This window comes from Bordetella bronchialis, assembly GCF_001676705.1.
Classification (GTDB): domain Bacteria; phylum Pseudomonadota; class Gammaproteobacteria; order Burkholderiales; family Burkholderiaceae_B; genus Bordetella_C; species Bordetella_C bronchialis.
Genome location: NZ_CP016170.1, coordinates 3,676,567 through 3,691,175, shown reverse-complemented (window position 1 = coordinate 3,691,175; position 14,609 = coordinate 3,676,567). Strand labels below are relative to the sequence as shown.

The 14,609-nt window shown below is 68.3% G+C and carries 14 protein-coding genes; 4 read left to right on the top strand and 10 right to left on the bottom strand.

What is annotated here, in order from left to right:
* Window positions 1–51: 51 nt before the first annotated feature.
* Together BAU06_RS16265 and BAU06_RS16260 are read right to left on the bottom strand one after the other, a co-directional pair.
* Window positions 52–1,344: an Nramp family divalent metal transporter gene (locus BAU06_RS16265; RefSeq protein WP_066351960.1), complete on the bottom strand. Its 1,293-nt coding sequence runs from the start codon at window positions 1,342–1,344 to the stop codon at window positions 52–54.
* Between the two features lie 247 nt (window positions 1,345–1,591).
* Window positions 1,592–2,017, bottom strand: a complete 426-nt coding sequence (locus BAU06_RS16260) for an OsmC family protein (protein ID WP_066351958.1) — start codon at window positions 2,015–2,017, stop codon at window positions 1,592–1,594.
* A gap of 165 nt (window positions 2,018–2,182) precedes the next feature.
* On the opposite strand from BAU06_RS16260, the gene BAU06_RS16255 reads away from it, so the two are divergent.
* A complete protein-coding gene (locus BAU06_RS16255) occupies window positions 2,183–3,295 on the top strand; it encodes an NADH:flavin oxidoreductase/NADH oxidase (protein ID WP_066351955.1) in 1,113 nt (370 codons plus the stop codon).
* A 2-nt stretch (window positions 3,296–3,297) separates the two neighbouring features.
* On the opposite strand, the gene dut is transcribed toward BAU06_RS16255, so the two are convergent.
* From dut to BAU06_RS16240, 3 genes are read right to left on the bottom strand one after another with little or no spacing between them, the layout of a single operon-like run.
* Complete coding sequence (gene dut, locus BAU06_RS16250; protein WP_066351954.1) at window positions 3,298–3,747, bottom strand: dUTP diphosphatase; 450 nt, start codon at window positions 3,745–3,747, stop codon at window positions 3,298–3,300.
* A 47-nt stretch (window positions 3,748–3,794) separates the two neighbouring features.
* Window positions 3,795–4,379 carry a hypothetical protein gene (locus tag BAU06_RS16245; RefSeq protein ID WP_066351953.1) on the bottom strand — a complete coding sequence of 195 codons (585 nt, stop codon included), beginning with the start codon at window positions 4,377–4,379 and terminating at the stop codon, window positions 3,795–3,797.
* 8 nt (window positions 4,380–4,387) lie between these two features.
* Window positions 4,388–5,026: a DedA family protein gene (locus BAU06_RS16240; protein WP_066359205.1), complete on the bottom strand. Its 639-nt coding sequence runs from the start codon at window positions 5,024–5,026 to the stop codon at window positions 4,388–4,390.
* Between the two features lie 96 nt (window positions 5,027–5,122).
* Between BAU06_RS16240 and BAU06_RS16235 the strand changes: the two genes are divergently transcribed.
* Window positions 5,123–6,175 carry a metal-dependent hydrolase gene (locus BAU06_RS16235; RefSeq protein ID WP_066351950.1) on the top strand — a complete coding sequence of 351 codons (1,053 nt, stop codon included), beginning with the start codon at window positions 5,123–5,125 and terminating at the stop codon, window positions 6,173–6,175.
* Window positions 6,176–6,297: 122 nt separating this feature from the next.
* Here BAU06_RS16235 and coaBC read toward each other — a convergent pair whose 3' ends face one another.
* The 4 genes from coaBC to BAU06_RS16215 are packed head-to-tail and all read right to left on the bottom strand — an operon-like array spanning window position 6,298 to window position 11,897.
* On the bottom strand, window positions 6,298–7,494 hold the full coding sequence (coaBC, locus tag BAU06_RS16230; protein WP_066351948.1) for a bifunctional phosphopantothenoylcysteine decarboxylase/phosphopantothenate--cysteine ligase CoaBC: 1,197 nt from the start codon (window positions 7,492–7,494) through the stop codon (window positions 6,298–6,300).
* 42 nt (window positions 7,495–7,536) lie between these two features.
* Window positions 7,537–8,085: a signal peptidase II gene (lspA, locus tag BAU06_RS16225; protein ID WP_082988276.1), complete on the bottom strand. Its 549-nt coding sequence runs from the start codon at window positions 8,083–8,085 to the stop codon at window positions 7,537–7,539.
* On the bottom strand, window positions 8,078–10,939 hold the full coding sequence (gene ileS, locus BAU06_RS16220) for an isoleucine--tRNA ligase (RefSeq protein WP_066351946.1): 2,862 nt from the start codon (window positions 10,937–10,939) through the stop codon (window positions 8,078–8,080). The genes lspA and ileS overlap by 8 nt, the downstream gene beginning before the upstream one ends.
* Window positions 10,929–11,897 (bottom strand): bifunctional riboflavin kinase/FAD synthetase, encoded by a 969-nt coding sequence (locus BAU06_RS16215; RefSeq protein WP_066359199.1) that lies wholly within the window; start codon window positions 11,895–11,897, stop codon window positions 10,929–10,931. The genes ileS and BAU06_RS16215 overlap by 11 nt, the downstream gene beginning before the upstream one ends.
* A gap of 121 nt (window positions 11,898–12,018) precedes the next feature.
* On the opposite strand from BAU06_RS16215, the gene purN reads away from it, so the two are divergent.
* Both purN and BAU06_RS16205 read left to right on the top strand, forming a co-directional pair.
* A complete protein-coding gene (gene purN / locus BAU06_RS16210; RefSeq protein ID WP_231934107.1) occupies window positions 12,019–12,633 on the top strand; it encodes a phosphoribosylglycinamide formyltransferase in 615 nt (204 codons plus the stop codon).
* A 168-nt stretch (window positions 12,634–12,801) separates the two neighbouring features.
* The gene (locus tag BAU06_RS16205) at window positions 12,802–14,193 is read left to right on the top strand and encodes an RsmB/NOP family class I SAM-dependent RNA methyltransferase (RefSeq protein WP_335617503.1); all 1,392 of its coding nucleotides are present in this window, start codon (window positions 12,802–12,804) and stop codon (window positions 14,191–14,193) included.
* Here BAU06_RS16205 and BAU06_RS16200 read toward each other — a convergent pair.
* The gene (locus BAU06_RS16200; RefSeq protein WP_066359184.1) at window positions 14,168–14,557 is read right to left on the bottom strand and encodes a hypothetical protein; all 390 of its coding nucleotides are present in this window, start codon (window positions 14,555–14,557) and stop codon (window positions 14,168–14,170) included. The genes BAU06_RS16205 and BAU06_RS16200 overlap by 26 nt on opposite strands.
* Window positions 14,558–14,609: the final 52 nt, after the last annotated feature.

Here is a 14,609-nt window from a genome sequence, read left to right as displayed (position 1 = left end):
TGCGGGCCGGGGGGCGCGGTCAGTCGTTTCCCCGTTCCCGCGCGGCCGCCGTCAGCCTTGCAGGGCCTGGACCACGAGCAGGTAACCGTCCAGCACGACGATGCCCGCGGTGGCCGCCACGGCCAGGGCGCGCCAGATACCCCGCAGCGCGTAAGGGCCCATGACGTCGCGCCGCACCGCCAGCATGACCAGGGGCACCAGCGCGAAGGGCAGGGCCAGGCTCAGGATGACCTGGCTGAGCACCAGCAGGGCGTCCGGGTCCTGGCCGCCCGTGTATGCCAGCATGCCCATGGCCGCGATGCCCGCCACGGCCCGCGTGACCAGGGCGCGCTTGCGGTCCGACCAGCCGCCGGTGCTGAATCCCTTGGACAGCACCTTGCCCGCCAGCACGCCGGTAATCGTGGAGCTCTGGCCCGCCGCGTACAGCGCCACGGCAAAGACGACGGCCGCGCCGACACCCAGGGTCTTGCCGATCACGGCATGGGCCTGGTCCAGGCTGCTTACCTCCAGACCGGTGCCCGACAAGGAGGCGGCGGCGACGATCATGATCGCGGCGTTGATCAGGGTGGCGATTCCCAGCGAGAACACCGTATCGCTGCGGGCCACCCGCATGGCCGCGTCACGCATCGCCACGGGCAGGTCGCGGGCGCGTTGCGCCAGCTCGCCAGAATGCAGGTAAAGATTGTGCGGCATCAGCGTGGCGCCCAGGATGCCCAGCGCGATCAGGAAGCCGTCCGCCGAACGCAAGGCGCCCGCGGGTTGCGCCGCGCCCTTGGCGACGGCGGTCCAATCGGGGTGGGCCTGGAACAGCAGGTACACGAAGGATACCGAGACGATCGCCAGCAAGATGCCGATGACGCGCTCGTGGCGCTCGGCATTGTCGCGTGCGAACAGCAGCACCGCGTATGTGCCCGCGCCCGTCATGGCGACGCCGGCCATCAGTGGGATGCCGAACAACAGGCGCAAGGCGATGGCACCGCCGATCAACTCGGCGAGCGCGGTCGCCAGGATGGCGGCTTCGCCGGCCAGCCAGGCGGCACGGGCCAGCGGGCGGGGCAGATGGCGCACCGTCAGCGCGGCCAGATCCTGCCCGGTTGCAAGCGCCAGGCGGGACACCAGTACCTGGAATCCCAGGGCCAGGAAGGCCGCCACGAACACGACCATGAGCAGGTGATAGCCAAAACGGCTGCCGCCCGCGATGTCCGTTGCCCAGTTGCCCGGGTCGATGTATCCGACCGCGACAAGCAGGCCTGAGCCGACCAGGCGGCGCAGGCCGGCCGGCATCCTTCCGCCTTCTTGAAGGGCCGCCTTGCCGCCGGACATCGCGAAGATCAGCTCGGTCATGGTTATTCCTTTTTGAGAATGGTTCTTATTGTCGGAATGAACCGCCTGCTGGTCAAATGAATTGATCCTAGTCGCGCGTTAGGTGTTTTCTATTAACCCGGGGGAGGTTTCCGCGCCGCCCCCTTGCACGTCATGTGCCTGGGAGCCCGGGGCTTGAGGCGCCAAAGGCCCCCGGCGGCCCGGCCGCGGAAACGCCGGCCGGCGGTCCGTCGGGTCCTCAGGGTGGTGGTGTGGCACACGCCGGGTGTCAGGATGCCAGGCGGGCGTCCATCGTGATCGTGGCGTTCAGTACCTTGGATACCGGGCAGCCTGCCTTGGCCTTGTTCGCCGCTTCCTCGAAGGCCTTGGCATCGGCGCCGGGGATCCTGGCGACCACGGTGAGGTGTACGGCGGTAATGGCGAAGCCGCCTTCCGCTTTGTCCAGCGTTACCGCGGCTTCGGTCTCGATACTGTCGGCCGTCATGCCGGCTTCACCCAGGATATTCGACAAGGCCATGGAGAAGCAGCCGGCGTGCGCCGCGCCCAGCAGCTCTTCCGGATTGGTGCCTTTGGCGTCGCCGAACCGGGTATTGAAACCATACGCGGCACTGGACAGCACGCCGCTTTCCGTGGAGATCGTTCCCGTGCCGGACTTGAGATCGCCTTTCCATACTGCCGATGCTTTTCGCTTCATGGTGGTGCTCCTTGGACGATGGGGGCATGTGCAAAGCGCCATGCGCCTGGCATGGCGTTTCCCATCATAAGGCCGCGCCGGCTGCCCGGACGCGAAGTAGGGGATTCAGGGAAATGCCCGGATGGCTGCGGTATAACGGGCCGATTCCCTTCGTATGGAGCCCGCATGACCACGCTTTTTTCTTCCATTTCCCTGGGGCGGATGGCGCTCGCCAACCGCATCGTCATCGCCCCCATGTGCGAATACACGGCCGAGGAGGGCAAGGCGACGGATTGGCACATGATCCACCTGGGGCACCTGGCGCTCTCCGGCGCCGGGCTGCTGTTCACCGAGGCGACCGCGGTGGAGCCGGGCGGCCGCATCACGCCCGCGGACCTGGGATTGTGGGATGACGAAACCGAAGCCGCGATCGGCAGGGTCATGAGCGCGATCCGGCGCTATTCGTCCATCCGCATGGGAATGCAGCTGGCGCATGCCGGGCGCAAGGCCTCCAGCCGCACGCCCTGGGAAGGCGGCGAACAGATTCCCCTGGCGCAGGGCGGATGGATATGCGATGCGCCCTCCGCGGTCGCGTACAAGGACGGCGAGGAAGCTCCCCATGCGCTGGACCGGGCCGGTCTGCATCGGGTGCGCGAGGCCTTCGTACAGGCCGCCCGCCGCGCCGACCGCCTGGGCTTCGATACGGTGCAGGTCCATGCCGCGCACGGATACCTGCTGCACCAGTTCCTGTCGCCGCTGGCGAACCGGCGCACGGATGAATACGGCGGCAGCCTGGAAAACCGCATGCGCTTCCCGCTGGAAGTCTTCGATGCCGTGCGCCAAGCCTTCAGCGCCGACAAGCCCGTGGGCATACGCGTGTCGGCCACCGATTGGGTGGACGGCGGCTGGGACCTGGAGCAGACCGTCGCCTTCGCCCAGGCCTTGAAGGCGCGCGGCTGCGACTACATCGATGTGTCGTCCGGCGGCATGTCGCCCGCGCAGAAGATCGTGCTGGGGCCTGGCTACCAGGTGCCTTTCGCGGAGCGCGTCAAGCGTGAGACCGGCTTGCCCACCATGGCCGTCGGCCTGATCACGGAGCCGGAGCAGGCCGACGAGATCGTCGCCCAAGGCAAGGCCGACATGGTGTCGCTGGCCCGTGGCATGCTGTACAACCCGCGCTGGCCCTGGCATGCCGCGGCCCGCCTGGGCCAGCATGTCGAGGCGCCCAAGCAGTATTGGCGCTCGCAGCCGCGCGAACTGAAGGATTTGTTCCGCGACGCCAGCTTCGGCCAGCGATAGGCTCAGCCGCGACCGGTACTGCCGAAACCGCCCGCGCCGCGGTCGGATGCCTGGAAGTCATCGACGACCTCGAAGGCGACTTGCGCCACGGGCACGATGACCATTTGCGCCAGCCGGTCCATGGGCTGCAGCGTGAAGGCCGTGTCGCCGCGGTTCCAGGTGGACACCATCAGCTGGCCCTGGTAGTCGGAATCGATCAGGCCCACCAGGTTGCCGAGCACGATGCCATGCTTATGCCCCAGGCCCGAGCGCGGCAGGATCATGGCGGCATAGCCCGGATCGCCGATATGCATGGCCAGACCGGTCGGGATGAGCACGGTGGCGCCGGGTTCCACCGTCAGCGGATCGTCCAGGCAAGCGCGCAGGTCCAGGCCCGCCGCGCCTGGCGTGGCATAGGCGGGCAGGAATTCGCGCATGCGTTCATCGAGTATCTTCAGTTCAACGGATTTCATCGTATCGGGATAGGGAGAACGCCGTCCGCCAGGCGGGACGGCTGGGATCAGCGGCCGGCTTTGTCCGGCCCGTTGTGGGATACGGTGGTCAGCGGCGGCAGGCGCGCGGGAGGCTGTTTGCCTTGCGCGCGTCCGCTGCGGGCAGCGCGCCACAGCATGCCGGCGAACACCAATAAAAAGGCAACCGGGATCAGGGCGTGCGGATCGAAGTCCGGCTGGCGCAGCGCATCGTACAGCATGCGCATGGCCTGCCAGACGATGGCGAGGGCGACGATCGCCACGGCGAAGGCGCCGCGCCGCCTGGCCGCGCGGCCGGCCAGCGTGGCGTCCGAGGCCGGGTTCGCGTCGCGCGGCGCCGATGGCGCCTTGGACCCCGCGCCACGCCCCCATGAAAAAGGACGCGGAATGCCCGGGCTTGCCGGCACGGGCTGCCCGAAGCCAGGCGGAAAATCGCGCGCGGCGCCCGCCGGCGCCGCATCGCGGACGACTTCGCCGGGCGACGGCGGGGGCGACGCGGACGGCACGCCGCGCGCCTTGCCCATGACCTGGCCGGGCGCGGCCTGGCCCCGGTTGATCAGTGCTTCGATATAACGGACGTAATCGCCGTCTTTGGGCTCGCCGTCGATGGCCATGCGGACTCCTAGCGGCGCGCGCGGCGGGCCGTGGGCTCGCGCCGTTTGCGCAGGACCATGCACAGCAGCCACACGCCCAGCAGGATGGAGATGACCGTGCCGATGAGCATGCCGATGTGGCTGGCGCCGGAGATGTCGTCCATGTTGCGCATGGTCAGATAGCCCGGTGCCAGCATCGCCGGCATCCACAGGGCGGCGGACAGTACGTTCGCCGCCTGGAAGCGGGCGTGGCCCATTCCCATGACGCCCGCTACCGTCGGGATCGTGCTGCGTATGGGGCCCATGAACCGTCCCGCCAGCACCGAAGCGAAGCCATAGCGCGAGAAGAACAGGCGCGCGCGCGCCACCGCCGGACGATGGTTGCGCAGCGGCCAGCGCCGCAGGACCCGCGGCCCCACCCCACGGCCCAGCCAATACGACAACGCGTCGCCGACCACGGCCCCGGCGATGCCCCAGGCCAGGATGGTCGTGCCGTCCAGGGTGCCGCTGCCCACCAGGCCGCCCGTGATCAGCATCAGCGCCGTCGCGGGCACGAACAGCCCGATGATGACCAGGGATTCGGCCAGCGTGAGCAGCGCCGTGACGGGACCTGCCCAATCCTGGTTGGTTTCGATGAAGCTTCGAATCTGATCGACGAATTGGTCCATGCCGCGCCCCGCCATTCGGATGCGGTATCTTACCTTGTGCATCGGACGCCGCGCGGGGCGGCGTCGCGCATCAGCCCAAAGGAATGACACCGGTACATGGACTCGCTGACGCATGTCGTATTGGGAGGCAGCATCCAGGCGGCGCTACTGGGCCGCGCCCAGGGGCGCAAAGCCCTGCTGTATGGCGCCGTACTCGCCACCTTGCCCGATCTGGATGTATTCGTGCCTTATCCCGATCCGGTCTCCCTGATGACTTTTCACCGGGGGTTCTCGCACTCCATCTTTGTCCTGACGGCGCTGGCCGCGCTGCTGGCCTGGCTGGTACGGCGCCGCTGGCCGGACGCTCCATACACGGGCGGGCGCCTCTTCCTGGCTTTATGGCTGGTGCTCATCACGCATCCGTTGCTGGACGCGATGACCACCTATGGCACGCAACTGTTCTGGCCCTTGCCGCTGCAGCCCGTCAGTATCTCCAGCATTTTCATCATCGACCCCGTATTCACGCTGCCCCTGCTGATCGCCTTCCTGGCCAATCTGGCCTGGGGAGAACGCGTCCGCCGCCTGCGGGGCGCGGCGTTGGGCGTCGCCGCCGCGTACCTGGCCTGGACCTTTACCGCCAAGACGGTCGTGGAACATCATGTCCGCGCGGCGCTGGCGGCGCGGGCAGAGCGCCCGGCCGCGCTTTTCTCGGCGCCCATGCCCTTGAATAGCCTGCTGTGGCGGGTGATCGCACGCGGCTCGGGCGATACCTATTACGAGACCGTGGCCAGCGTCTTCGACCGCGGCGAGCCCGAACAGCTGGCGCAGCCGTTGAACCTTGGCCTGCGGCGCGCGCTGCCGCCGGATGCACTGCTGGCGCGCCTGGAGTGGTTCACCGGGGGATGGCTGCGTTACGACGCCATCGACGGCAAGCTCGTGGTCACCGATCTGCGCATGGGGATGCCCGGCTACTACACCTTCCGCTTCGTCATGGCGCAGGGATCGCCCCTGGCGGGATGGCAGCTGGTGGTGCCCAGCCGTTGGCCGAGCAGCCGGGGCGGCTGGATGGAGCTGCGGCAGATCCTGAATCGTATCGTGGCCCCGCAGCCGCCCCTGCCGCTGGCGGCCTGGGCGGCTCGCACCACGCAGCTTGCCGCCACGGAGCCCTGATCGCAGGCGCGCGCACGCGCCAGCGGTGGGCGCGTGCCGCGAGAGTCCTGAAAGGTGACGTGTCGGTACGCAGCGCGATCGGCGCGCCGGGTGTGCCCGATCGGTACGGCAGGAACGCCCGCTCAGCGCGGCAGGCGCGCGGCGATTTCCGCGATCAGGCGCCGCGCCGCGTCCAGCTTGGCCGCCGGGGGCAGGGCATGGGACCCGTTCTGGTCGAACAATACGAGTTCCGTGTCGTCCAGGTCCATGACCCGATGCGCCAGATTACCGACCAGCAGCGGGATTCCCTTGCGCCGGCGCTTGGCTTCGGCGTGCCTGGCCAGGTCTTCCGTTTCCGCCGCGAAGCCCACGCACCAGGGGCCGTCGTCCATGGCGGCGACTTCCGCCAGGATGTCGGGGTTGGGTTCGAATTCAAGCGCCGGCGCGCCGCCGCCGGATTCGTCCTTCTTCATCTTTTGTTCGCTGGCGTTCTTGACATGCCAGTCGGCGACGGCCGCCACGGCGATGAATATGTCCGCGGCGCGGGCCTGCGCCATGACGGCGGCGTGCATCTGCCGCGCCGTCTGGACGGGGTAGGCATCCACGCCGCGCGGCACGGGAAGGGAGGTCGGCCCCGTCACCAGGGTGACCCGCGCGCCGGCTTCGCGCGCCGCCCGCGCGATGGCATAGCCGGTCTTGCCGGAGGACCGGTTGCTGATGACGCGCACCGGGTCGATGGGTTCGACGGTGGGGCCGGCGGTCAATAGCACGTGCTTGCCGGCCAGCGTTTTGGGTTGGAAGAACGCGATGACGTCGGCCAGGATTTCGTGTGCTTCCAGCATGCGGCCGTCGCCGATCTCGCCGCAGGCCTGGTCGCCGGCCGCGGGACCCAGGATCTCGATGCCGTCATCGCGCAGTTGCGCGGCATTGCGCTGCGTGGCCCGGTTGGCCCACATTTCGCGGTTCATCGCGGGGACGACGAGCAGGGGGCAGTTACGCGCCAGGCACAGGGTGGACAGCAGGTCGTTGGCCATGCCGTGCGCCAGCTTGGCCATGAAATCCGCGCTGGCGGGAGCGACGAGCACCGCGTCCGCGCCGCGGGTCAGGTTGATGTGCGCCATGTTGTTGTCCATGCGCGCATCCCACTCGCTGACGTACACCGGCCGTCCGGACAGGGCCTGCATGGTGACCGGCGTAATGAAGTGCGTGGCGGCGTCGGTCATGACGACGTCCACCGCGGCGCCTTGCTCGGTCAGCCGCCGCACGAGCTCGGCGATCTTGTAGCAGGCGATGCCGCCCGACATGCCTAGGACGATACGTTTGCGCGCGAGATCGAGCATGGGAGAACCGCGGAGTGGAAGGACGCGCCCATTATGCGCCGACTAGCGCGGTTTGCGCATGCGCAGCAGCTCGTCCAGCACCAGCAGGATGGCGCCGCAGGTGATGGCGACGTCCGCGACATTGAAGGCGGGGTAGTACCAGTCCTTCCAGTAGAAAAGCAGGAAATCCACGACGTGGCCGTAGGCGATGCGGTCGATGACGTTGCCGACGGCGCCGCCCATGATCAGCGCCAGCGCCAGCGCGAAGCGGGGCGGCGCGCGGCGGCCCTGGCGGCCCAGGATCACGGCGATGACCACCGCGGCGCCGATGCCCAGCACCGTGAAGAACCAGCGCTGCCAGCCGGCTTCCGTGGCAAGGAAACTGAATGCGGCCCCGCGGTTGTATACCAGGGTGAAATCGAAAATGGGCAATACGTTGACGCGTTGCCCAAAGCTGAAGCTGGTGTTGAAGTACAGCTTGGCGGCCTGGTCCAGCACGACGATGACGGCGGCCAGGACGAGCCAGAAGGCCAATCCGCGGCCCTGCGCCGGCTGTGCCGCGGGCCCGCCCGGAACCGGGCGCTGTCCGGCCTGGTTGCCCGCCTCAAGCATGGCTGCGTGCCTCGCCGGTGCCGAACAGGTTGGTCACGCAGCGGCCGCAGATTTCCGGGTGCTCCGGATCCGCGCCCACATCGGCGCGCCAGTGCCAGCAGCGTTCGCACTTCTTGTGCGACGACGGGGCGATGACGATCTGCGGCTCACCGGTTCCCGCATGCACGGTGGCACGCGACACGATAAGGACGAAGCGCAAGTCGTCGCCCAGGCTTTGCAGCGCGGACAGGTCCTCGCCGGAAGCCGTGATGTCGATTTCTGCCTGCAATGACGAGCCGATGCCGCCGGCACTGCGGACTTCCTCCAGCTTGCGCATGACCTCGGCCCGGATGGCGCGCAGCCGCGCCCATTTGGCCGGCAAGGGATCGCCCTCGGCCAACGGCGGCAGGCTCTGGAAGACTTCCGCGAACACCGTCGCGCGCGATACGTCAGCCTGGTGCTGCAGCGCCGTGCGGGTGAGTTCTTTCCAGGCTTCTTCCGCGGTAAAGGACAGCACCGGGGCCATCAGCTTGACCAGCGTCTGCGTGATGTCCAGCAGCGTGCTTTGCGCGGACCGGCGCGCCAGGCTGGAAGCGCCCGTCGTGTACAACCGGTCCTTCAGGATGTCCAGATAGAAAGCGCCCAGGTCTTCCGAGCAGAAGTTCTGCAGGCGCGACACCGCCGGGTGGAAGTCGTACTTCTCGTAGTGGGCCAGCACTTCCTGCTGCATCTGCGCCGTCATGGCCAGCGCGTAGCGATCGATTTCGGAGCGCTGCTCGTAAGGCACGGTCATCGAGACCGCGTCGAAGTCCGCCAGGTTGGCCAGCAGGAAGCGCAGCGTGTTGCGGATGCGGCGGTAGCTTTCCACCACGCGCTTGAGGATCTCGTCGGAGATCGACAATTCGCCCGAGTAATCGGTGGACGCCACCCACAGGCGCAGGATCTCCGCCCCCAGGGAGTCGGACACCTTCTGGGGCGCGATGACGTTGCCCACCGACTTGCTCATCTTGCGGCCCTGGCCGTCGACCACGAAGCCGTGCGTCAGCAGCGCGTTATACGGCGGGCGGCCGTAGAGCATGCAGCCGGTCAGCAGCGACGAGTGGAACCAGCCGCGGTGCTGGTCGGAACCTTCCAGGTACAGGTCGGCCGGCCAGGCCAGTTCTTCGCCGTGCGATCCCGCCTGGGTGGCGTCCTTGCCGCCCAGCACGGTGAAGTGCGTCGTGCCGGAATCGAACCAGACGTCCAGGGTATCCCGGCTTTTCTCGTACAGGTCGGCCTCGTCGCCCAGCAGTTCGCGCGGATCCAGCGATTGCCAGGTTTCGATGCCGCCCTGTTCGACGCGTTGGGCGATCTGTTCCAGCAGCTCCACGGTTCGCGGATGCAGTTCGCCCGTTTCCTTGTGCACGAAGAAGGCCATCGGCACCCCCCATTGCCGCTGGCGCGACAAGGTCCAGTCCGGGCGGTTGGCGATCATGGCATGCAGGCGTGCGCGGCCCCATGCGGGATAGAATCGCGTGGCATCGATACCGGCCAGCGCGGATTCGCGCAGCGAGGGGCCGCCGTCTCGCGGGGCGATGTCCATGCCGGCGAACCACTGGCTGGTGGCGCGGTAGATGATGGGTGTCTTGTGGCGCCAGCAATGCATGTAGCTGTGCTTGTGTTTTTCGCTATGCAGCAGCGTGCCGGCCTCTCGCAGGGTGTCGACGATCTTGGGGTTGGCTTCCCAGATGCTCGATCCGCCGAACAAGGGCAGCGAGGACGCGTAACGGCCATCGCCCATGACCGGGCCGATGATGTCCTCGTCCGCCAGGCCATGGGCCTTGCAGGAAACGAAGTCCTCGATACCGTATGCCGGCGCGGAATGGACCACCCCCGTGCCGGTGTCCAGGGTGACGTAGTCGCCCAGATACACCGGCGACAGGCGATCGTAGCCGGCGTCCACGCGGGCCAGGGGGTGATGGAAATTCAGGCCCGACAGCGCCTGTCCTGGCGCGGTGGCGACGATTTCGCCTTGCAGGTCCCATTGCTTGAGGCAGGCTTCGACACGGTCGGTGGCCAGCAGCAGCAAGGGGCCCGTCGGCAGGGCGGGAGAGACGCGCACCAGTGCGTACTCGATCTCGGGATGCAGGTTCAGCGCCTGGTTGGACGGGATGGTCCAGGGCGTCGTCGTCCAGATGACGATGGCGCCGTCGTCCACCGACGCCAGGCCGAAGGCGCGCGCCAGTCCGGCCTTGTCGGCGAAGGGAAACGCCACATCCACGGCGGGATCGACGCGGTCGGCGTATTCGACTTCCGCTTCGGCCAGGGCCGAGCCGCAATCGAAACACCAGTTCACCGGCTTCAGGCCACGGAAAACGTAGCCCTTTTCCATGATGCGCGCCAGGGCCCGGATTTCATTGGCCTCGTTGCGGAAGGCCATGGTCATGTAGGGGCGGTCCCACTGGCCCAGCACGCCCAGGCGCTTGAAGTCCTTCTTCTGCCGTTCGATCTGCTCGTGGGCATAGGCCCGGGCCTTGGACTGCATCTCGGCCACGGGCAGGTTCTTGCCGTATTTCTTTTCGATCTGGATTTCGATCGGCATTCCATGGCAGTCCCAGCCCGGCACATAGTGCGCGTCGTAGCCTGCCATGTTGCGGCTCTTCAGGATGATGTCCTTCAGGATCTTGTTGACCGCGTGCCCGATGTGGATATCGCCGTTGGCGTAGGGCGGCCCGTCGTGCAGGACGAAACGCGGCCGGCCTTTGCTGGCGGCGCGGATGGCCTGGTAGACGTGGTTTTCCTCCCATTCGGCGATCCAGGCGGGCTCGCGCTTCGCAAGGTCGCCCCGCATCGGAAAGGAGGTATCGGGCAGGTTGAGCGTCTTTTTATAGTCCATGAACGGCAAAATAGGCGCGCGCGTTTCGCGCGTCTTCGGCGATGGCGGCTGTCAGGGAAGGGAGGTCGGGGAACTTTTCTTCGTCCCGCAGCTGTTGCAGGAATTCGATCCGCACGAGTTTACCGTATGCATCCAGGCCGGCGACGTCCAGCAGGTGGGCCTCCAGCAGCACCTGGCCGTGGTTTTCCACCGTGGGTCGCACCCCCAGGCTGGCGACGGCGGGCAGGGGCGACGCGGCGAGCCCGTGCACGCGCACCACATAGATGCCGGAGCGGGCCGCGCAGCGCGGCGTAACGCGGACGTTGAGGGTGGGAAATCCCAGGGTGCGGCCTAGTTTGCGGCCGTGCACGACGTGGCCGCTCAGATGGTAGGGATGTCCCAGCAGGTCCTGGGCGCGGGCCAGGTCGCCCACGGCCAGCGCCGTGCGGACTTCCGAGCTGGAGATGCGGTGGCCGTGCGCGTCGGTGATGTCTTCCAGGGTTTCGACCTGGAAACCGTGCGTCCTGCCGGCCGCGCGCAGGAGCGCGATGTCGCCGCTGCGTTTGTGGCCGAAGCGGAAGTCGGGGCCGACCAGGATCCAGCGCGCCCCCAGGCCGCGCACCAGCAGGCGCTCGATGAAGGTTTCCGGCGACATTTCCGCCAGGCGGGCGTTGAAGCGCTCGACCACCACCTGTTCGATGCCGCATCGGGCCAGCGCATCGAGCTTGTCGCGCAGGCCGCTGATGCGGGTGGGCGCCAGCTCGGGACGCTGGTTCAGCGCCGCGAAATATTCGCGCGGATGCGGTTCGAAGGTCATCACGGCGGGCGTCAGCCCACGATCCAATGCCGCGGCGCGCACGCGCGCCAGCATGGCCTGGTGTCCGCGATGCACCCCATCGAAATTGCCGATCGTCAAGGCGCAGGGGCGGCGGGCGCCGGGCGGGGGAAGGGAGCGGAAGATATGCAGCGCGGGTTTCACGAGCGAGAGTTTACAATTTTGCCCGGGCATGCTCTTTATTTCCTGTGGAAGATTCACCTTGGCAGCTTTATCTCCGGGCCGGCGACGGCTCGTCATCCTGATTTCCGGACGCGGCAGCAATATGCAGGCCCTGGTCCAGGCATGCCGGCAAGAAGACTGGCCGGCCGATGTATCGGCCGTCATCGCCAGCCGTCCCGATGCGCCCGGCCTGCAATGGGCGCGCGAGGCCGGCATCCCCACGGCGTCCGTCCACCATCGCGACTACGCCGGCCGCGAAGCCTTCGACACCGCGCTGGCGCAGGAGATCGACCGGCATCGTCCCGACTACATCATCCTGGCGGGCTTCATGCGGGTGCTCACCCCGGGCTTCGTCAACCGCTATACGGGACGCCTGGTCAATATCCATCCCTCGCTGCTGCCGGCGTTTCCCGGGCTGCATACGCACGGGCAGGCCCTGGCCACGGGCGTGCAGGTGCATGGCTGCACGGTGCATTTCGTGACGCCGCTGCTCGATCATGGACCCATCATCGCGCAGGCCTGCGTACCGGTCCTGCCTGGGGATACGCCCGAAATCCTGGCCGAACGGGTGCTGGGCATGGAGCACCGCGTCTTTCCGGCGGCGGTGCGCTGGCTGGCCGAAGACCGTGTCAGCCTGACCGCGGACCACCGCGTCCAGGTGCAGGGCGATCCGGTACGCCTTTATATGTGGTCCGGCGGCGACACGGCCGCACGATAAATAAGCCAACTTTCAATGGACGGGCCGCTGGCCCGTCAGGGAATCGACATGAAGAAACCGCAGCGCGCAGGCGCGAAATCCGTGGCGCCGCGCGCGACCGGGCCGGATCGCCCGCGCCCGTCGTTCGCCGCCGTGCGGCTGGGCCAGGTCCAGCAAGTCCTGGGCGAAATGCTGCAGTGGGCCTATCCGGCGGACGCTGTCCTGACGCATTGGCTGCGCGCCCACCCGAAGCTGGGCGCCCGCGACCGGGCGGAAGTCTCCGAGGCCGCCTACGACGTGCTGCGCAATCTGCGGCGCTACCGCCGCTTCGCGGAGACCGGCGTGGGCCCCGCGGCCCGGCGCCTGGCCATCCTGGGCCTGGCCGCCACGCGCGGGCGGGAATCGCTGCAGGACGCGCTTTCCGCCGAGGAAAGCGACTGGCTCGGCCATATCCTGCTGATCGACCCCGCCACGCTCCCGCGCGCGGTGCGGGCCAGTCTGCCGGATTGGCTGGACGAGCGGCTGGCGGCCTTCGAGGATGCCGACGCGCTGGTCGATGCCTTGAATCGCCCGGCGCCGCTGGACATCCGGGTAAATCCCCTTAAAGCCGACCGGGACGCCGTGCTGCGCGGCCTGAAAGAAGGCCCGGCCGCGCGTCACGAACCCCGGGCCACGCCGTTCTCGCCGTGGGGCATACGGCTGGCGGGCCGCCCGCCCGTGAACCGCTGGCCCCAGTTCGAGGCGGGCGAGATCGAAGTCCAGGACGAAGGCAGTCAACTGCTTGCGCTGCTGATGGCGCCCCGGCGCGGCGAGATGATCATCGATTTCTGCGCGGGCGCGGGTGGCAAGACCTTGCTGCTCGGCGCCCTGATGCGCTCCACCGGCCGCCTCTACGCCTTCGACGTTTCCGCCGCCCGCCTGGCGCGCGCCAAACCGCGCTTCGCCCGTAGCGGGCTGTCCAACGTGGTGCCGGTCGTCATCGACGGCGAGAACGATACGCGGGTCAAGCGCCTGGCCGGCAAGGCGCAGCGGGTGCTGGTGGACGCTCCCTGCAGCGGCATTGGCACGCTACGGCGCAACCCCGACCTGAAATGGCGCCAGCATCCGGAAGCCCTGCAGGAGCTCGGCCTGTTGCAGACACGCATCCTGGCCGCGGCCGCGCGGTGCGTGGCCCCTGGCGGGCGGCTGGTCTATGCGACATGCAGCCTGCTTCCGGAGGAAAACGAGGCGCAGGCCGAGGTCTTCCTGGCGACGCACCCTGAATTCGAGCGGCTGGATGCCGCGGCCCTGATCGCCGCCCGGTGCGAAGGCCTGGACCTGAAAGGACCTTACATGCAACTGCGGCCGGACGTGCACGGGACCGACGGCTTCTTCGCTGCCGTGTTCGAGCGCCGCAAGGATGGCGCGGTGGCCGTGGAAGCCGCGGCCGCCGCAGCGGCGGTCGATACCGCGGCGGCCGATGCCGCGGCGGTCGCTGCCGCCAGCGGGCCGGCGGAGGCGGTGGCTCCGGAAAGCGCGGAAGCGGAGGTGGAGCCCGAGGCGGGGCAGCCCGGGGTCAACGCGGCGCCGCCTGGCGAGTGAGCGTGGCGCTGCCTTGCACCGCCCGGGTGCCCAGTTCGCGGGCCTGGAAGAAAATCTCCCAGCCGAAGCTGTCCTGGCCGGGTTCGTCGCCGGCGTGGTAGAGCACGCGGGTCACCGGCACCTGGACGTGCCGGCAACGGCCGGGCTTGTCGACCTGCCCCGTCGTCGTGTTGATCACCAGCTTGCCCAGCGTCGGGCGCGCCTTGACCACGACCGGCGGGGCGCGCATGGCGCGGCAGCCCGATTCCTGGATTTCATAGTATTCCGCCAGGACCACGGTGCGGCCGGTGGCCACGGTCCAGGCCTGCCGCTGGACGTCCGCGGCAGCGCCCGGCAGCGGCGCCATCGCCAGCCCGAGCGCCATGCCTGTGGCGGAAATGAAACGCGGAAAGCGCGCCCGCGCGAGGCGGGCCGGG